The 18,304-nt window shown below is 74.6% G+C and carries 15 protein-coding genes and 1 pseudogene; 7 read left to right on the plus strand and 9 right to left on the minus strand.

Annotation, left to right across the window (positions count from 1 at the left end; translation table 11 throughout):
- The first annotated feature begins 91 nt into the window (after positions 1-91).
- Both ACH4UK_RS30230 and ACH4UK_RS30235 read left to right on the plus strand, forming a co-directional pair.
- Complete coding sequence (locus tag ACH4UK_RS30230) at positions 92-775, plus strand: uracil-DNA glycosylase (protein ID WP_398361365.1); 684 nt, start codon at positions 92-94, stop codon at positions 773-775.
- Positions 776-870: 95 nt separating this feature from the next.
- Positions 871-1,380 carry a hypothetical protein gene (locus ACH4UK_RS30235; RefSeq protein WP_398361367.1) on the plus strand — a complete coding sequence of 170 codons (510 nt, stop codon included), beginning with the start codon at positions 871-873 and terminating at the stop codon, positions 1,378-1,380.
- A gap of 30 nt (positions 1,381-1,410) precedes the next feature.
- On the opposite strand, the gene ACH4UK_RS30240 is transcribed toward ACH4UK_RS30235, so the two are convergent.
- Positions 1,411-1,884, minus strand: coding sequence for a hypothetical protein (locus tag ACH4UK_RS30240; RefSeq protein WP_398361369.1), 474 nt, complete (start codon positions 1,882-1,884; stop codon positions 1,411-1,413).
- A gap of 298 nt (positions 1,885-2,182) precedes the next feature.
- Between ACH4UK_RS30240 and ACH4UK_RS30245 the strand changes: the two genes are divergently transcribed.
- Positions 2,183-3,088, plus strand: a complete 906-nt coding sequence (locus ACH4UK_RS30245; RefSeq protein WP_398361371.1) for a Gfo/Idh/MocA family protein — start codon at positions 2,183-2,185, stop codon at positions 3,086-3,088.
- On the opposite strand, the gene lnt is transcribed toward ACH4UK_RS30245, so the two are convergent.
- The 4 genes and pseudogenes from lnt to ACH4UK_RS30265 form a co-directional block, all read right to left on the minus strand.
- A complete protein-coding gene (lnt, locus tag ACH4UK_RS30250) occupies positions 3,012-4,658 on the minus strand; it encodes an apolipoprotein N-acyltransferase (RefSeq protein ID WP_398361373.1) in 1,647 nt (548 codons plus the stop codon). The genes ACH4UK_RS30245 and lnt overlap by 77 nt on opposite strands.
- Before the next feature lie 161 nt (positions 4,659-4,819).
- Positions 4,820-5,332, minus strand: coding sequence for a nuclear transport factor 2 family protein (locus tag ACH4UK_RS30255; protein WP_398361375.1), 513 nt, complete (start codon positions 5,330-5,332; stop codon positions 4,820-4,822).
- Between the two features lie 93 nt (positions 5,333-5,425).
- Positions 5,426-5,539, minus strand: a pseudogene (locus ACH4UK_RS30260) (universal stress protein); the annotation flags it as partial.
- A 138-nt stretch (positions 5,540-5,677) separates the two neighbouring features.
- On the minus strand, positions 5,678-6,739 hold the full coding sequence (locus ACH4UK_RS30265; RefSeq protein WP_398361377.1) for a ferric reductase-like transmembrane domain-containing protein: 1,062 nt from the start codon (positions 6,737-6,739) through the stop codon (positions 5,678-5,680).
- 237 nt (positions 6,740-6,976) lie between these two features.
- Between ACH4UK_RS30265 and ACH4UK_RS30270 the strand changes: the two genes are divergently transcribed.
- Positions 6,977-7,651 (plus strand): hypothetical protein, encoded by a 675-nt coding sequence (locus ACH4UK_RS30270; protein ID WP_398361379.1) that lies wholly within the window; start codon positions 6,977-6,979, stop codon positions 7,649-7,651.
- Between the two features lie 358 nt (positions 7,652-8,009).
- Positions 8,010-8,633: a sigma-70 family RNA polymerase sigma factor gene (locus ACH4UK_RS30275; protein ID WP_398361856.1), complete on the plus strand. Its 624-nt coding sequence runs from the start codon at positions 8,010-8,012 to the stop codon at positions 8,631-8,633.
- Between the two features lie 24 nt (positions 8,634-8,657).
- Here the strand turns inward: ACH4UK_RS30275 and ACH4UK_RS30280 are convergent, their stop codons facing one another.
- From ACH4UK_RS30280 to ACH4UK_RS30295, 4 genes are read right to left on the minus strand one after another with little or no spacing between them, the layout of a single operon-like run.
- The gene (locus ACH4UK_RS30280; protein WP_398361858.1) at positions 8,658-9,890 is read right to left on the minus strand and encodes an MFS transporter; all 1,233 of its coding nucleotides are present in this window, start codon (positions 9,888-9,890) and stop codon (positions 8,658-8,660) included.
- A gap of 22 nt (positions 9,891-9,912) precedes the next feature.
- Positions 9,913-11,136, minus strand: coding sequence for an ATP-grasp domain-containing protein (locus ACH4UK_RS30285; protein ID WP_398361381.1), 1,224 nt, complete (start codon positions 11,134-11,136; stop codon positions 9,913-9,915).
- Positions 11,133-12,293 (minus strand): pyridoxal-phosphate dependent enzyme, encoded by a 1,161-nt coding sequence (locus tag ACH4UK_RS30290; RefSeq protein ID WP_398361383.1) that lies wholly within the window; start codon positions 12,291-12,293, stop codon positions 11,133-11,135. Before ACH4UK_RS30290 ends, ACH4UK_RS30285 begins: the two co-directional genes overlap by 4 nt.
- Positions 12,290-13,030 carry a class I SAM-dependent methyltransferase gene (locus ACH4UK_RS30295; RefSeq protein WP_398361385.1) on the minus strand — a complete coding sequence of 247 codons (741 nt, stop codon included), beginning with the start codon at positions 13,028-13,030 and terminating at the stop codon, positions 12,290-12,292. Before ACH4UK_RS30295 ends, ACH4UK_RS30290 begins: the two co-directional genes overlap by 4 nt.
- 346 nt (positions 13,031-13,376) lie before the next feature.
- Here ACH4UK_RS30295 and ACH4UK_RS30300 point away from each other — a divergent pair, with 346 nt between their 5' ends.
- Positions 13,377-17,609 (plus strand): molybdopterin-dependent oxidoreductase, encoded by a 4,233-nt coding sequence (locus ACH4UK_RS30300; RefSeq protein ID WP_398361387.1) that lies wholly within the window; start codon positions 13,377-13,379, stop codon positions 17,607-17,609.
- Between the two features lie 16 nt (positions 17,610-17,625).
- Entirely contained in the window at positions 17,626-18,189 is a 564-nt protein-coding gene (locus tag ACH4UK_RS30305) for an AAA family ATPase (RefSeq protein ID WP_398361389.1), read from the plus strand.
- Positions 18,190-18,304: the final 115 nt, after the last annotated feature.

The following is an 18,304-nucleotide window of genomic DNA, read 5'->3' on the forward strand; positions in this document are numbered from 1 at the left end:
TCGTGCCGACGGGCCTCCTCGGAGGCCCGTTGTCAGTGGTGCCCGGTAGGTTCTGGGATCAAGAACCTGTTGCTCACCGGAGGTTGTGGACGTGACCGATATCGACCTGCTGCCCGAGTCCTGGCGCGGCGTCCTCGGCGAAGAACTGCAGAAGCCGTACGTCAAGGAGCTGGCGGACTTCGTCGAGGAGGAGCGGGGCAAGGGCCCGGTATATCCGCCGCGCGAACAGGTCTTCGCCGCGCTGGACGCCACGCCGTACGACCAGGTGAAGGTCCTCGTCCTCGGCCAGGACCCGTATCACGGCGAGGGTCAGGGACACGGACTCTGCTTCTCCGTGCGGCCCGGCGTCAGGACGCCGCCGTCCCTGCGCAACATCTACAAGGAGATGCAGCAGGAGCTCGGCCTGCCGATCCCGGACAACGGCTATCTGATGCCGTGGGCCGAGCAGGGCGTCCTGCTGCTCAACGCGGTGCTCACCGTCCGGGGCGGCGAGGCCAACTCCCACAAGGGCAAGGGCTGGGAGAAGATCACCGACGCCGTGATCCGCGCCGTCGCCGACCGGCCCGACCCGGCGGTCTTCGTGCTCTGGGGCAACTACGCGCAGAAGAAGCTGCCCCTGATCGACGAGGAGCGCCATGTGGTGGTGAAGGGCGCACACCCCTCGCCGCTGTCCGCCAAGAAGTTCTTCGGCTCCCGCCCCTTCACACAGATCAACGAGGCCGTGGCCGGCCAGGGGCACCAGCCGATCGACTGGCGGATCCCCGACCTCGGCTGACAGGGCCGCCCGCCCGTGTCTGACCGGTTCTGCGCAAGCCCGGCGTTAGCGTCGGACGGAGGGCAACCGGCTGAACGGGCGACGAGGAGACCACAGTGGTGGAGCAGCAGGAGGCGTCCGAGGACGCCGTCATGACCAGGATCGGCCAGGCGATCATGCTGCTCCACGGCGGTGACCGGGAGGAGGCCCGCAACCGCTTCGGGGCACTCTGGTCCGAGCTCGGGGCGAACGGCGAGGCCCTGCACCGCTGCACCCTCGCGCACTACATGGCCGACACCCAGGACGATCCCGGCGACGAGCTGGCCTGGGACCTGCGCGCCCTGACGGCCGCCGAGGGGCTGACGGCCGCTGAGGAACCGGGGGACGGCGAGGGGCCGGGCCAGGAGCGGGTGACCGAACACCGGGACACCCCGGCCGTCCGGGCGTTCTTTCCCTCGCTGCACCTCAACCTCGCGGCGGACTACCTCAAGCTGCAGCGCCCCGATTCGGCCCGTATCCACCTCCGGCGGGCCCGCGCCGCGGCCGCGTCGCTCGCGGACGACGGGTACGGCGGCGGGGTCCGCGCCGCCATCGACCGACTGGAGCTCCGCATGCGGGAGCAGTGACCCCACCACCGGCCCCCGCGGGCAGGAACGTCAGCGACCGTACGTCTCCGAGCAGATGCGGGCCTGCGGACTGCCCGCGGGCCAGCCGCCGTACCCCCGGCCGAGCGCGCAGACGTCCGCCCCGCCGCCGGGGGAGCGCGGCACGGCGGGCACGGTGACGGACGGGACGTCCGGGACCCGGTGAGGCGTCCGCCGCTGCCGCGGGTCCACGGGCTCCCGCGGGCGGGCGGCCCCTCCGGGTCCGGTGCGCCGGCCGTCCGCGGGGGAGCCGGCGGCCGGGGGCGCGGGGGAGGACGGCCGGGCGGCCGACGGGCTCGGCTCCGGCACGACCTCCAGCGCCTCGCGGGCGGGCGGCTGCACGATCTGCGGGGCCACGTCCTGGACCGGCCCGGCGACCCCCGGACGCGGGGAAGGAGGGGCCCCGGGCTCCACCGAGACGCAGCCGGAGACGGCCGTGACCGCTACCCCGACCAGGAGTTTCGCGGCGATTCTGGTTCTCTGCACCCGGGTAACTCTGCGGTGCGGCCCGGCCCCGGGGGAGCCGGTGGGCGGGTAATGGCCCGCACGAGTGACCCGGTCAGCACGACGCCCCGGACCGCGCCCGCCGGGAGAGACGGCCGTCGGTCGCCCGGGTGCGTACGAGGGCGAGCAGGGCGAACGCGGCGGACGGCAGCGCCATGGAGCCCACGATCATGGGTCTGGCCAGGGGTTTTGTGAGCGGATCGGGAGAAGGGCCGAGGGGCGGGGCGACGTATGCTGCCGGGGCGGGAACAGCGGCACCGCACGGCGACAGGGAGACCTCGTGAAGATCGGTTGCATCGGACTCGGCGACATCGCGCAGAAGGCGTACCTTCCGGTGCTCACCGCCGTACCGGGGGTCGAACTGCATCTGCAGACCCGCACCCCCACCACACTCCACGCGGTCGGCGACGCCCACCGCATCCCGGCGGCCGGCCGGCACACGACCCTCGACTCCCTCCTCGCCGCAGGGCTGGACGCCGCGTTCGTGCACGCCCCGACCGCCGTGCACCCGCAGATCGTGGAACGGCTCATCGAAGCCGGCGTCGCCACCTATGTCGACAAGCCGATCGCCTACGAGTTCGCCGCGTCCGAACGGCTGGTGAACCTCGCCGAGGAACGCGGCGTCAGCCTCGCCGTCGGCTTCAACCGCCGCTTCGCCCCCGGCTACGCACAGTGCGCGGAGCACCCGCGCGAGCTGGTGCTGATGCAGAAGAACCGGGTCGGGCTGCCCGAGGACCCCCGGTCCATGATCCTCGACGACTTCATCCACGTCGTCGACACCCTGCGCTTCCTGGTCCCGGGCACCGTCGACCACACCACCGTGCGGGCCCGGATCGTGGACGGGCTGATGCACCACGTGGTGCTCCACCTGTCCGGCGAGGGATTCACCGCGATCGGCATGATGAACCGGCTGAACGGATCGACCGAGGAGATCCTCGAAGTCTCCGGCCAGGACACCAAGCGCCAGGTGCTCAACCTCGCGGACGTCATCGACCACAAGGGCCAGCCCAGCGTGCGGCGGCGCGGCGACTGGGTCCCCGTGGCCCGGCAGCGCGGCATCGAAGCCTGCGTGCACGCCTTCCTCGACGCCGTGCGCCGGGGCGAGACGCTCAGCGCCCGGGACGCCCTGGCGACCCATGAGCTGTGCGAGCGGGTGGTCCGGGAGGCGCTGGAGCAGGCCTCCTGAGCGCCCGCAGCCCCTCGACGCCGCACAGCACGGCCAGCACCGCAAGCGCCCCGTACACCGGCCAGTCGCCGAACCGGCCGTAGAGCGTGGTCCCGCGCGCCAGCGGCAGGTCGAACACCCCTGCCGCGCTCGCGTCCGTGCCGAGCGGGCGGCCCACCCGCTCCCCCCGGGGCCCGTACGCCGCACTGATCCCGGTGAGGGTCGCGTGGACCATCGGGCGGCCGTTCTCGGCGGCCCGCAGCGCCCCCAGCGACGCGTGCTGGGCCGGGGCCCAGCTGTCCTGGAACGTCGAGGTGGCGGACTGGGCGACCAGCACCTGCGCACCGTCGCGGACCAGCCCCCGGCTCATGTCGGGGAACGCCGACTCGAAGCAGACCAGCGGACCGATCCGCGGCCCCCCGTCCGGCAGGGTCATCACCACCTGGCGGTCGCCGCGCAGCCGGTCCTCGCCCGCCGCCTTGCCCACGGAGGTCGCCCACCCCAGCAGGGAGCGGGCCGGGACGTACTCGCCGAACGGGACCAGCCGCATCTTGTCGTAGCGATCCCCGGTCGGCCCGTCGGGACCCACGAGCACCGCCGACTTGAAGATCCCCGACCGCCCCGAGTCGTCCGTCCGCGGGGCGTCCACATTGACCAGCAGATCCGCGCCGACCCGGCGGGACAGCGCCGCCAGCCGCCGCACGGTCTCCGGGCGCTGCCACGCACCCGCCCCGATGCTGCTCTCACCCCACACCACCAGGTCCACGCCCCGGCCCTCCAGCGAACGGGTCAGCTCCTCGCCCCGGTCGAGGCGGCGCCCGACACTTCCCGGCCCCGCCACGACGCCCGGCTGCACGACGGCGATCCTGACCGTGCCGGTGGTCTCCGGCCGGGGCGCCCAGACCCACATCGCCGTGACGGACAGGGCGCAGACCAGCAGCAGGACCCCGGCGGTCGCGCGGGCGGCGGGAGCGGCGATCAGCAGCGCCGCACCGGTGTTCACCGCGAGCACCAGCAGGCTCACCAGCCACACCCCGCCGACCGAGGCCACCCGCAGGGCCGGGGCGACCTCCCACTGACTCGCGCCGAGCAGCCCCCAGGGCCCGCCGAGCCCCTCCCAGGAACGGATCAGCTCGATCATCAGCCACCCGGAGGGCACGGCGGCCACGGCGGCCACGGCACGCCGCGCGGAAGGCGCCCCGCCGAGCAGTCGCGACACCAGCAGCCCCCAGGGGGCCCAGAGCAGCCCGAGCAGGGCGGCCAGCAGCACGATGAAGACATGGAGGCTCGGCATCAGCCAGTGGTGCACGGCGATGACGAACCCGATGCCGCCGATCCAGCCGTCCAGCGCCGCCCGGCGGGGCGAGGGAGCCGTGCGGATCAGCAGCAGCCAGGGCACCAGCGCCACCGGGGCGAACCACCAGAGTCCGGGCGCGGGAAAGGCGAGCGCGGGCAGCGCCCCGGCCAGCAGCGCCGCCGCACCACGGCCCCAGGGGGACGCGAGCGGCCCCGCGCCGTGGGCTTCCGGCCCGCCACCGGAGGTGTCGGCCGTCTTCCGGCCGACCGGGAGACGCCCGCCCCGGATTCGCATGCCGTGCCCTCCTCGGTCGTGCGCGGACGGGTGTTCGCCGTCACCGCGTCAACCCCTGGATACCCAGTGTGGGGGAGCTGATCCCCGCCGGACACAGGACACGGCCGAGCGGGGCACGGCGACCGGGCCCCGCCGACCGGAGCGTCCGGAGGGAGGAGGCCCTACGCGCCGGGCGCCCGGCGCCACTTCTCGTGGACGGTGACCGTCCGGATCAGCCAGTTCGGTTCGGCGCGGTGCAGCTCGAAGGTGTAGCGGCCGCCGGTCACGAAGTCGGGCGTGGCGCCGCCGGGCGGCCCGGATCCGGGCTCCCCCGGGGCGTCGGCGTCCGGGCCGCTCGCCGCCTTGCCAGCCAGGCACATCGGATTGAGGTAATCCGCCCGCACCACGGCCCGGTCGCCCGTATAGCCGCCCAGGTCCTCCAGTTCGATCAGTCGGTTGACGATCAGGTGCTGGCGTACGGGGAAGAGGCGCATCGTCTCCGCGAGCCACCGGGCGATCTCGTCGGCCGGGCCCTCCACGCCGCCCGCGCCCCGGTAGTCCGCGCGGCCGTCCGGGGTGAACAGGGCGCCGTAGTCCGACCAGGCCCCGTCGTCGACGGCCACCGCATACCCGGTGATCACCGCATCGATGGCAAGCCGGTCCATCACTGTCGCGAGCGCCACACGCTGTGTCATTGGTCAAGTCTCGGTCAAGCCGCCCGCCAGGCCAAGGCCCTGGCGTGAACGGGACGCGTGGCGCGACGCGGCGGGGCGCGGGGCGAGCGATCGGCAGGGCACGACGGCGACCGGTCCCGGCGCGTGCGTGACCGCCGTCTGCGACACCGGGGACAGCCCGAGACCGAGTGACGCGCCGCCCCCGCGACGGCCGATCACCGTCAGGGCTCGCCATCGACGTGGTGGCGAGGCTGTTGGAACCGATCATCGGCGAGCGGAAGCCGCCGGGCGGACGGAGTTCCCGGTGGTGAGCGGCGCTCCCCGGCGGTGGTGGACGGCCGCTCACCCGTAGTGGCGGGGGGCGTCTCAGTCGTGGTTGTGGGTGGAGGAGGTGTCGTCGGGGGGCACGCTGCGCCCGCCGTCGCGGCCGCCGGCCACGACGGCGATCAGCGCCGCCAGGACCGCCACCACCGCGAGCCGGCCGCCGAGGCGCAGGGCCCACCCCGTGCGGGCCCCGGCGGTCGCCCCGGGCCGGCCGGGCAGCTTCTCGGAGCGGCGGGCGGGCCGCAGCAGCCGCAGGAGCAGCAGCGCGGCGATCGGGAGCTGGAGCAGCCAGACGCCGGTGCGGAACCAGCCGTCGTACCAGACGTTGGTCCCGTACAGCAGGGTGTGCCAGACGCTCAGGACGTAGACGACGATCACGCAGCGGTGCAGTACCCGCCAGGTCCGGGGGCCGATGCGGTGGCGTACGTAGAAGAGCAGGCCGAGCGGGATCGCGAGGTACAGGGCGGCCTGGCCGATCGGGATGGCGATCCGCCCGGTCCCGGATGCGTAGCCGCCGGGGACGAACGCCTCGACGAAGGCGGTGGCCACGGCCGAGTTCCAGGCCGCCGTGTCGTGGCGGACCAGTTCGGCCCCGAACAGCAGGGCGTGGGCCGCGATCAAGGCGATGGTGTTGAGACTCGTGGTGCGGTGCAGGCGCTCCAGCCGGGGGCCCGACAGCGGCAGACGGCTCGGGCGCGGCCCGGACAGCATCAGCCCGAGGATGACGGTCCCCCAGGCCCAGAGCAGCGCGGACCAGCCGAACGCCTGGCTGAGGAAGTAGATCCAGAAGCCGCCCGCGTCGGCCATGAACGGCATCACGGTGACCGTGGAGGAGGTCTTGTTGCGGATGCGTAGGTAGAGCAGGACGAAGATCGCCGCGGTGATGACGAGCGCCACCAGCCCGTCGGGCCAGGAGGCCCGCAGGTCGGAACGGAGCGTCGGCCGTCTGGGCTCTCCCGACTGCCGGGGGCCGGGGAGCCGGCCGTCCTCGGGTGCGTCCCTGCCGGTGGCCGTGGCGTCCGGCCCTTCGGTGGCCGGCGCGGTACTGCCGGGCGTTTCGGCGGCGGCCGCCGCCGGATCGGGAGTGGGGGGCGGATTCGTCATGCGGCCTCTTCGGGGCGGGGGCATCGACTGGCGGGGGCGGATGCGACGGCCCCGGGCCACGAGGCGTGAGCAGACGCGTTGTTGGAGCAGTCGGGCGGCGGGCGGGGAAAGTTCCCGCCAGGTCTGTGTGACATGGATCACACCGTGGTGTTGGTGGGGCAAACGAGGCGAACTCCTGCTGTTTCGGCATCTGGTGCTCTTCTCTCCGGGGCGGGGGCGGCTGGCACGATGGGCGCCATGGGAGCCGGAACCGCACTCCGACTCGGGCGCACCGCGCTGTTCGCCGTGGTGTGCGTCGTCGTGTCCGGACTCGGTCACGCGCTGATGTCGGGCGCGCCCCTGCCCCTCCTCGTCCAGGCCGCCGCCCTGCTGCCGGTGAGTGCGACGGGATGGTGGCTCGCAGGGCGGGCGCGGGGCGCTCCGGCGACCGTCGCGGCCCATGTCCTGGGCCAGTTGGGGCTGCATGCCTTCTTCGCCGCCGCCGGATCCTGGCTGCCGTCCGGTTCCGGCGCGCACCACGCGGGCGGCGGGCATCGTGCGTCGGACGCGATGAACCACTCCGCGCACGCGGCCCCGATCGGCGGTTCGTCGGACCTGATGGGGCTTCTGGCCGCCTTCGACGGCGCGGTGTTCACCCTCGGCATGGCCGCCGCCCACGCGGTGGCCGGGCTGATCTGCGGCTGGTGGCTGTGGCGCGGCGAGGTCGCCCTCGCCCGGCTGGGCCGCTGTCTGGTGCTGTTCGTCCGCGCGCCGCTGCGGACGGCCTGGCGCCTGTGGTCCGCGACGCCGCCCGCCCCGGCGCCGCCCGCCCGGCGGCGCACCCGTCGCCGGCCCGGCCGCCGCCCCCAGGACCTTCTGACCCGGCACGCCATATCCCGGCGCGGGCCACCGCTCTCCCTCCGCCTCCTCTGACCTCCATCCGCTGCCCGGCCGCTCTGCGCCGGAGGCGGTACGGGTGTGCGCCCCGCGCACACCCGTGACAGGCATGCCGGTTCTCCGGGCCGCCCCCAGCGGCGTCCGGGACCGGCCGCCGGAGCCGGGCCACCGCTGCCGCGGCTCCGCAAGGACGCGAAGGACTGCTGTGACACTTCCTGCCCCCGCGCTACCGGCCCCCGCACAACCGGCCGCCGCACCACCGGTCGCCGTGCTGCCGACCCCAGCGCGACCCGTGGTCGCGCTGCCGGCCCCCGTTCGACCGCCGGCCGCCACCGCCGTACCCGCCGCCGCGCCGTCCGTACGGGCGCCCGCCCACCGGCCGCCGGTCATCCGGGTGTCCGCCCCCCGTCCGTCCCGGCCCCGGGTCCCGGCCGCCCGGCAGAACGACGGGCAGATCACCGACTGGGCGCTGGCCGCGGGCGGTGGGGACCGGGAGGCCGCCGACCGCTTCGTCCGGGCGACCTACGAGGACGTCCGCAGATTCGTCGCCTACCTCAGCTCCGACGTCCCGGGCGCCGACGACCTGGCCCAGGAGACCTACCTCCGGGCGATGAGCGGACTGGCCCGGTTCGCGGGGCGTTCCTGCGCCCGGACCTGGCTGATGTCGATCGCGCGGCGCGTGGTCATCGACCGGCACCGGGCCGCCGCCGTGCGCCCCCGGACCGCCGACACCGCGGACTGGCAGACCGCGGCGGAACGCGCCCAGCCCCGCCACCTGCCCGGATTCGAGGAGTCCGCCGCGGTGCTGGACGCCCTGCGCCGCCTGGACCCGGCACGCCGCCAGGCCTTCGTCCTCACCCAACTGCTGGGCGCCTCCTACGAGGAGGCCGCGGCCGCCGCCGGCTGCCCGATCGGCACGGTGCGCTCCCGCGTGGCGCGCGCCCGCCGCGAACTCGCCGGGCAGTGGCGCGCGGAGCCGGCCGACACGCACCGGGGCCCGCTCCCCGCATCGGCCTGACACGTCCGGCCGGGACCGAAGGCGCTACGCGGTGTCCGCCCGGGATCCTTCGGGGTCCCGGGCGGCACGGCGGCGGAGCAGGAGCACCGGCAGCAGCAGGCACTGGAGGCAGACCGCCGCCCAGAACCCCCGCGCCGAGCCCGCCGCCTCCGCCGCCCCGTACAGCTGACCGCCCACCACCCCGCTGGCGAACGCGCCGATCCCCGCCGCCAGCCGCTGCCGCCCGAACACGCTCGCCGGGGCAGCCGTCGAACGGGCCAGCGCCTCCAGGTCGTTCTTCAGGAAGAGCACGATCTCCCCGAGACACAGCAGCACCCCGCCCACCGCGATCCCCGCGTACCCCCCGACGCCGATCGCCGCCATGCCCGCCGCCATCGCGCCGAAGCCCCACCGCAGCGCGGCCGGGTAGCCCAGTGCGGCGACCCGCTCCGCCAGCAGCGGCTGGGCGACGACGAGAAGGGCCGCGTACCCCGCCAGGACGGCCCCGTAGAAGGCCGCCGACGTCCGGGGGACCGCGTACAGCGCCAGATAGTGCTGGAAGAACATGAACGCGTACACGCTCAGCACGGTCACCACGAACGGCGCAGGCCCGGGGCGCGGCGCGGCGGCCTCCCGCCCCGGACCGGCGGCGGGCCCGTCGAGGGGCCGGTCCGCCGCGCCGGCCGGCAGCAGCGCGTGCCCGGCCCCGACGAGCGCGAACAGCACGGCGACACAGGAGAACAGCACCCCGGGGGAGCCCATGACGAGCGGCGCCGCGGCCGGAGGGCCCAGCGCCATCCCCGCGTTGAACGCCGAACCGCTCGCCGACAGCAGCCGGGGCCGCTGCGCCGGGGGCACCCCGTCCACCAGGTACGCCTTGTTCGCCGGGAGATACAGCGCCGCGCCCGCCGACACCAGCAGCAGCGCCCCGACGGCGAGGACCGGACTGGTCAGCCCGGGGACGAACGCGGCGAACCCCGCCGTGCGCAGCGCCAGCGCCAGCAGCATCGCGCGCCGCAGCCCGATCCGCCCGACCAGCGGCCCCGCGACCACACCCCCGGCGAACTGGATCAGCGAGGCGACGGCCAGCACGAAGCCGACCGTGCCGAGCCCGAGGCCGAGCCGCTGGTGGAGCAGCACCGACACATAGGGCAGCACGGCGAAGCTGCCCAGCGTGATCAGGAACGAGCCGCCCAGCAGAAACCGCTGGGGGCCGGTGAGCGGCGGCCGGGCCGTCCCGGCACGCGCCGTCCCCGCCTTCGGAGCCCCGCCCGGCAGCCGGAGGCTCACCTCCCCGGGCTCACGGCGCCCCGGCGACGACCGGCCGGACCCGGACGGCCGCGCTCCACGCCCGGTGCTGGGCCAGCTCCGCCGTCCGCGCCTCGGCCAGCACCATGCCCGTGCAGCCCCGCTGATCGCCGATATGGGCCACGGTCTCGCCGGGCTCGCGGACCGGGAACCACTCCACCGCCCCGGGGAACGCGGCCAGTTCGTCGAGTCCGAGCCAGCCCTTCAGCACCCCGGGCCGCTCCGCGTACACCAGGACGAAGCCGTACGCGGGTCCCCCGGCGTCGAGCGGGGCGTCCAGCAGCGCCGGGCGGCGGCCGAGCGCCTCGTCCATCATCGCCGTGTAGACATTGGTCCGCAGCGTGCGGCACAGCACCTCGCCGACCAGCGCGCCGCCGATCCTGCGGTTGATCTCCACCAGTTCGGGTCCGTCGGCCGTCAGGACGAACTCCACATGGGCGAAGCCGCGGGCGTGCCCCGCCGCCGCCAGGACCCGGCCCACCCAGGCCTCGATCCCGGCCCGCTCCTCCTCGGGCAGCGCCACCGGGAACGCCGCCGCCTCCTCCCGTACCACCGCGGCCCGCGACGTCTGGCGGCTCAGCACCCCCAGCAGCCGGGTGGTCCCCTCCCAGCTCAGGGTCTCCGCGCTGTACAGCGGACCGGCGAGGAAGGCCTCGGCGAACAGCGTGCCGATCAGGCGCTGCCGTCCGGCCGCCGCCAGCGCCTCGTGCAGGGCCTCCTCGTCGTGCACGATCCACACATGACGGGAGGAGGTTCCCGCCGAGTCCTTCAGGACCGCGGGCAGCCCCACTGCCCGCAGCACCTCCCCGGCGCCCTCGGGACCCGGCGGGACGGCTACGGCCGCACTGCGGCTCAACCCCTGCGCGTGGAGCGCCTCGCGGACCCGGCGCTTGTCCCGCAGCAGCCCCACGGCCTGGGGATCCGCCCCCGGGAGGCCGAGTCCGGCGGCCAGTTCGGCGGCCGGCAGGCTCCAGGTGTCCGTCGTGTTGATCAGTCCGGCCAGGCCCGGCACCGCGGCCAGGGCCCGACGGGTGGCCTCCGGATCCGCCGTGTCGACGTCGACGACGTCCAGCGCGTCCGGCGGCAGGACCGCCAGCTCGTGCCGGTACACCGAGCGGTCACCGGTCAGCAGGCACAGCCGGTGCCCCGCGTCGGCGGCGGCCTCCGCCATCCGGCCCAGGCCGAAGGACAGGGACTCCAGTGCGGCGATCGTCATGGCAGCAGCTCCACGGTCGGTACGGGGGAGGGGGCATCGCCCTCGGCGGTCCTGGCGGCCTCCGGAGCGGCGCGCCCGGCCCACTCCATCACCGACCACGGCGGCCGCAGGGCGGCCGGCGACGCGATGGTCCGGGGCCGCAGCCCGGCCGGGTCCAGAGCCTCGGCATGACGGGCGAACACCCGCTCCGCGTACCGGTGTCCGGTGTCGGCGCCCAGCACCAGATGCAGCCGCCCGGGGTCATGGGCCGCCTCCCAGGACGCCGCCAGATGGGCCGCTCCGGTGGACAGGCCGGCGAACACCGCGTGATCCCGCAGCAGTCCGACCGCACCGGCCATCGCATGGCGGAAGTCCAGCCAGTGGACGGTGTCGTACAGCTCGTGCCGGACGTTCCCGAACGGGATGGAGCTGCCGATGCCCGCGATGATCGCCTCCGGGTCCTCGAACCGCTCGCTCCCGAAGGTCACGCTGCCGAACGGCTGGATGCCCACCAGCCGCACCGACCGCCCCGACTCCCGCAGCGCGCGGGCCAGTCCGCCCGTGGAGGCGCCCGTGCCCACCGCGCCCACCACGGTCAGCGGGCCCTCGGGCAGCGCCCCGGTGAGCAGCTCCGCGAATTCCCGGTAGCCCTCGTGGTGGATCCCGTCGTGATACTGCCGCATCCAGTGGAAGTCCGGCCGCTCCACGAGCAGCCGCCGCACCCGGCGCACCCGCAGCTCCTGGTCCAGACGCAGGCTCTGCGAGGGCGGCATCGCGTCGACCGTCGCGCCGAGGATCTCCAACTGCGCGCGCATGGTGACGTCCACGGTGGTCGAGGCGACGATGTGGCAGCGCAGCCCGTAGCGGTGGCAGGCCATGGCGAGCGCCAGCGCGTAGATCCCGCTGGAGCTGTCGACCAGGGTCTGCCCGGGGACCACCCGGCCCCGGCGCAGCAGCGAACGGACCGCGCCGAGCGCCGCGTACACCTTCATCGTCTCGAAGCGGGCGAGGACCACGTCGCCGGTCAGCCGGATCAGGTCCGGGCTCTTCACCGCGTCGGTGATGTGCTCGTGGACGGTCGCGGGTGCCGGGCGGGGACCGGCGCCGGTCCCGGAGGGGGTGCGGGGAGCCGAGTCCGGCCCGGCGGTGCGCGGAGCGGCGTCCGCCCCGGCCCTCACGTGCGCCGCCCGCGCACGATGAGCCGGTCCGAGCGCTGGTCGTAGCCGGAGGCGTCGAACCCGCCGAAGCACTCCACCCCGGTGAAGCCCGCGAGCTCGAAGAGGGCGTGCAGCTCGGCCGCCGAGTAGAGCCAGGAGGTGAGGGAGGCGGTGCGCGCCGTCGTGCCGCGCACCAGCGTCCAGTCGGTGCGCAGCCGCCGCCAGCTGTCGAGGACGGTGTCGCGCTGGACGACGTAGCCGCCGTCGGGCAGGTCGACCGCCTTCGGCCGTCCGATCCAGCCCGCCAGCACCTCCTTGCCCATCACGTCCACCAGGAGCTGTCCGCCCGGCGCGAGGCTCGCGTAGGCGTTGCGGAGCACCTGGAGGTTGTCCTCGGCCTCGTCGAAGTAGCCGAAGGAGGTGAAGACGTTCAGCACCACGTCGAAAGCGCCGGGCTCCTGGTACGTGAGCATGTCGGCGCGCTCCAGCCGGACCCGGGCGTCCGCCGCGTTGCAGGCGGCACGGGCCGCCGCCAGCATCGAGGGCGACAGATCGACCCCCGTCACCTCATAGCCCCGGGCGGCCAGCGGCACCACGAAGAGGCCCGGCCCGCAGCACAGGTCCAGCACCCGGGCGCCCGGTGGGAAGTCCAGCAGAGGCGAGGCCCCGACCAGGGCGGCGGCGGACTCGGCCCGCGCCGGCGGGAACATCGTCGCGGCGAAATCGGACCAGAGCGCATCGTCCTCGTACCAGTGCATGCCTCGCGGTCTCCTCCCGGGCCCGAGGGCCCCAGTGGGCGTCACCCCGGCAGCCGTCTGCGTCACCGGCCGCCGCTTCCGTCACCGGGCGGGCCTCCCGCACCCGGCGTCTCTCCAGTAGTCGGCCGCCCCGCCCGGGAAGTTCCCGCGTGATCACCGGCCGGCGCCGGGAGCCTCACCGACGGCCCCCGGACGGTGTGCAGGGGACGTAACCGGCCTTGTTTCTCCGGTGTCATCCCCGGGTAACGGGCCCTTCCTAGATTGAGGGGTGACCGATGCCCGCCCTGCGTACCCGCGTGTACCTCCGCGTACCCCCGGGAACGCCCGCCCCCGAAGGGCCTCGCCCATGACCGTGCCGTCCCCGCCGGATGCTCCCGCCACCGACCGGGTGCGCACGGTCTGCTCGTACTGCGGTGTCGGCTGCGGGATCGTCCTCGACATCGCCACCGGCCCGGACGGCCGCCGCACCGTCGTGAAGGCCTTGGGGGACAAGGCGCACCCGGCGAACGCCGGCCGGCTGTGCACCAAGGGCGCGACCGGAGCGGACCTCCTCGCCGCCCCCGGCCGGCTGACCACCGCCCTGGTCCGCGCCGACCGCAGCGAGCAGCCCGCCCCGCTCGGCCGGGACGCCGCCATCGCGGAGACCGCGCGCCGGCTGCGGTCCGTGCTGGACACCCACGGCCCCGACGCGGTGGCCTTCTACGTCTCCGGTCAGATGACGCTGGAGGCGCAGTATCTCGCCAACAAACTGGCCAAGGGCTTCATCGGGACCAACACCATTGAGTCAAATTCCCGGCTCTGCATGGCGAGCGCGGGCAGCGGCTACAAGCTGTCCCTCGGCGCGGACGGGCCGCCCGGCTCCTACGAGGACTTCGCGCACGCCGACGTCTTCCTCGTCACCGGCGCGAACATGGCCGACTGCCATCCGATCCTCTTCCTGCGGATGATGGAGCGGGTCAAGGCCGGCGCGAAGCTGATCGTCGTCGACCCCCGGCGCAACGCCACCGCCGCCAAGGCCGACCTGTATCTCCGCATCCGGCCCGGCACCGACCTGGCCCTCCTCAACGGACTGCTGCACCTGCTCGTCGAGAACGGGCACACCGACCCCGCGTTCATCGCCGAGCACACCGAGGGCTGGGAGCAGATGCCCGCCTTCCTCCGCGACTACCCGCCCGCCGTCGTGGCCGGGATCACCGGCATACCCGAGGCCGACCTCCGGCAGGCGGCCCGCTGGATCGGCGAGGCGGGCGAGTGGATGAGCTGCTGGACGATGGGCCTCAACCAGAGCACCCACGGCACCTGGAACACCAACGCGCTGATCAACCTCCACCTCGCGACCGGGGCGATCTGCCGCCCCGGCAGCGGCCCGTTCTCGCTCACCGGGCAGCCCAACGCCATGGGCGGACGCGAGATGGGCTACATGGGTCCCGGACTGCCCGGCCAGCGATCGGTCCTGGTCGACGAGGAGCGCGCCTTCACCGAGGAGCTGTGGGGCATTCCGGCCGGCACCCTGCGCGCGGACGGCTCGGGCAGCGGCACCGTCGACATGTTCCGGCGGATGGCCGAGGGGGAGATCAAGGCCTGCTGGATCATCTGCACCAACCCGGTCGCCTCGGTCGCCAACCGCCGGACGGTCATCGAGGGGCTCGAGGCCGCCGAGTTCGTCGTCACCCAGGACGTGTTCGCCGACACCGAGACCAACGCGTACGCCGACGTCGTCCTGCCCGCCGCCCTCTGGGCCGAGTCCGAGGGGGTGATGATCAACTCGGAGCGCACCCTCACCCTCTCCCGTCGCGCCACCGACCCGCCGGGCGAGGCCTGGCCGGACTGGCGGATCATCGCGGAGGTCGCCCGCGCCATGGGGTACGAGGACGCCTTCGGCTACACGAGCGCCGAGGAGATCTTCGCGGAGATCACCCGCGCCTGGAACCCGCGCACCGGCTACGACCTGCGCGGCGTGACATACGAGCGGCTGCGCGGCACGCCGGTGCAGTGGCCGAGCGCCGACGCCGACGGCCCGGCCCGCAACCCCGTGCGCTACCTCAACGACGGCGTCAGCCAGGAGCTGACCGTACGGCCCGACGGAAGCGTGCCGAGGATCGCCTTCCCGCTGCCCGGCGGCCGGGCCGTCTTCCACGCCCGCCCGCACCTGCCGCCGGCCGAGATGCCCGACGAGGACTTTCCGCATCTCCTCAACACCGGGCGGCTCCAGCACCAGTGGCACACCCTCACCAAGACCGCGAAGATCGCCAAACTGAACCGGCTGGACCCCGGCCCGTTCGTGGAGATCCACCCCGACGACGCGGCAGCCCTGGACATCGCCGAGGGAGACGGCGTCGAGGTCGCCTCACGGCGCGGCCGCGCGGTGCTCCCGGCCCGCATCACCGACCGGGTCGCGGTGGGGGAGTGCTTCGCCCCGTTCCACTGGAACGATCTGTTCGGCGAGTACCTCGGCGTGAACGCCGTGACCAACGACGCGGTCGACCCGATCTCCTTCCAGCCCGAGTTGAAGGTGTGCGCGGTGCGCCTGGCGCGGGTCGCCGCTCCGGCGGTGCACACCGATCCCGCCGCGGCGCAGCGGCCCGCCCTCGCCGGCGCCCTCGGGCTCGCGGACGCTCCGGGTCCCGCGGGCGCCTCGGGTCCCGCGAGCACCGTGGGCCGTGCGGACACCGTGGGCCTCGCGGCCGCCCTGGGGCTCGGGGAGATCGCCCCGCCCGTCCTCACCGCAGCGGAACGCCGCTATCTGGCCGGATTCCTGGCGGGCCTCGGCACCCGCCCTGAAGGCACCCCCGTGCTTCCGGCGGGCGCTCCGTTCGCCCCGGACCACGCCCTGTGGGTCAACGGCGTGCTGGCCGGCGCCTGCTCCCGGCTCCCGGAGACGCCTGCGCCCGGGACCGTGCCCGCGGCACGGGCGGTCGCCCCGGAGGAACAGGGCCGCCCGGTCGTCGTGCTGTGGGCCTCACAGACCGGCAACGCCGAGGAGGCCGCCGCGACGGCCGCCCGCACCCTGGCCGCCGAGGGATACCGCACCACGCTCCTCGGCATGGACGACGGGACGCCGGACGCCCTGCCGAGCCCGGCCGATCTCCTCGTCGTCACCAGCACCTTCGGCGACGGCGACGCCCCCGACAACGGCTCGCGCTTCTGGGAGTCGCTGAACGCCCCCGCTACCCCGCGACTGGAGGGCGTCCGCTACGCCGTCCTGGCGCTGGGCGACTCCACGTACGACGACTTCTGCGGCCACGGCCGCCGGCTGGACGAACGGTTCGGCGAACTGGGCGCGGAGCGGCTGGTCCCGCGCACCGACTGCGAACCGGACTACGAACAGCCCTTCGAACAGTGGCTCAAGGAGGTCCGGGCGGCGCTGGAGGCGACGACTCCGGAACGGACGTCGGGGGCGGCGACCACGCGGCCCGCGGCGACGGGAACCCCGGGCGAGGAGGGGGCCGCCCGCCTCTCCCGGGCCGCGCCCGTCACCGGCCTCCTCACCGGCAACCGCCTCCTGAGCCTGCCCGGCGCGACGAAGGAGGTCCGCGCCTTCACGATCGACACGCGGGGCGCCGACACCCCCCTGACGTACACGGCCGGGGACGCCCTGGGCATACAGCCCCGCAACTCGCCGGACCTGGTGGCCGAGTGGCTCGCCGTCACCGGACTCGACCCCGCCGCCGAGGTGGACGTCCCCGGGCACGGTCCGGTCGCGCTCGAGACCGCCCTGCACCGCCACCTGGACATCGCCCGCATCACCCCGGACCTGCTGCGCCTGGTCGCCGAGCAGACGGGGGACCGGTTCCTGAAGAAGCTGCTGCGCCCCGACAACAAGGGCGAGCGGGACCGGTGGACCTGGGGGAGGCAGGCCGTCGACGTCCTGACCGAACATCCCGTGCGGGCCACGGCCGCCGCCTGGGCCGGCGTGCTGGGACCGCTCCGGCCCCGGCTGTACTCCATAGCCTCCAGCCCGCTCACGGACCCGCACCGGATGCGGCTGACCGTCTCCGTGATCCGCTACGAGAGCCACCGCGGCCGGATGCGCAAGGGCATCGCCTCGACCTTCCTCGCCGACGCCGAACAGGACAGTACCGTCCCGGTGTTCGTCCAGCGCAACGACCGCTTCAGCCCGCCCGCCGACCCGGCCACCCCGATGATCATGGTCGGGCCCGGTACGGGCATAGCCCCGTTCCTGGGCTTCCTGGAAGAACGCCGGGCGCTCGGGCACTCCGGCGCCAACTGGCTGTTCTTCGGCGAGCAGCACCGCGCCACGGACTTCTACTACCGCGAGGAACTCGAGGAGATGAGCCGCTCGGGCGTCCTCACCCGGCTGGACACCGCCTTCTCCCGGGACCAGCGGGCCAAGGTCTACGTCCAGGACCGGATGCGCGAGCACGGAGCCCAGCTCTGGTCCTGGCTCCGCGAGGGCGCCCACTTCTACGTCTGCGGCGACGCCTCCCGCATGGCCAAGGACGTCGACCGGGCCCTGCGCGACATCGCGGTCGCCCACGGGGGGCTCGATCCCGACGCGGCGGCCGCCCAGGTGAAGCAGCTAGCCTCGGAGCGCAGATATCTGCGGGACGTGTACTGACCGAGGGAGTACGGCCATGGGCTGGGCAGAGGTACCGGTGGACACCGAGCCGGCGGCGGGCACGGTCCTGTTGACCGGCATCCCCGGCAGCGGCAAGAGCACGGTGGCCGCGGCGCTCGCCGCCCGGTTCGCCGCCGCCGCCCACATCGAGGTGGACGCCCTCCAGGGACTCATCGTCTCCGGCGGCCGGTGGCCCTCGCCCGAGCGGGACGAGGAGGCGGACCGGCAGATCTTCCTCCGGGCCCGCAACGCCTGCCTGCTGGCGGACAGTTTCGTCGCCGCGGGTTTCCTCCCGGTCATCGACGACGTCGTCGTACGCCGTGCCCACCTCGACTTCTACCGTGCCGCGCTCACCGGCGGACCGCTGCACTGCGTGGTCCTCGCCCCGGGCGCGGCGAAGGCAGGGGAGCGCAACCTCGCCCGGGACAAGACGCTGACGACGGACTGGTCCCCGCTGGAGGCGGTGCTGCGCGCGGAACTGGCCGACGAGAAGATCTGGATCGACAGCGCGGAGCTGACCGTGGCCGAGACGGTCGACGCGGTCCTGGCCGCCACCGGCCTGACGCCGGTGCGGGCCTGAGGCCCGGTCAAGCCCGAGCCCCCGGCGTTGTCAGACCCCCGCCGTACGGTGGGGACATCTATCCGCGCTGCTGGATCGCCCCGCCCGGCTGCTCCCGGGCGGGGCGCACACCGAG

This window comes from Streptomyces sp. NPDC020884 (assembly GCF_044333935.1).
Lineage (GTDB): Bacteria > Actinomycetota > Actinomycetes > Streptomycetales > Streptomycetaceae > Streptomyces.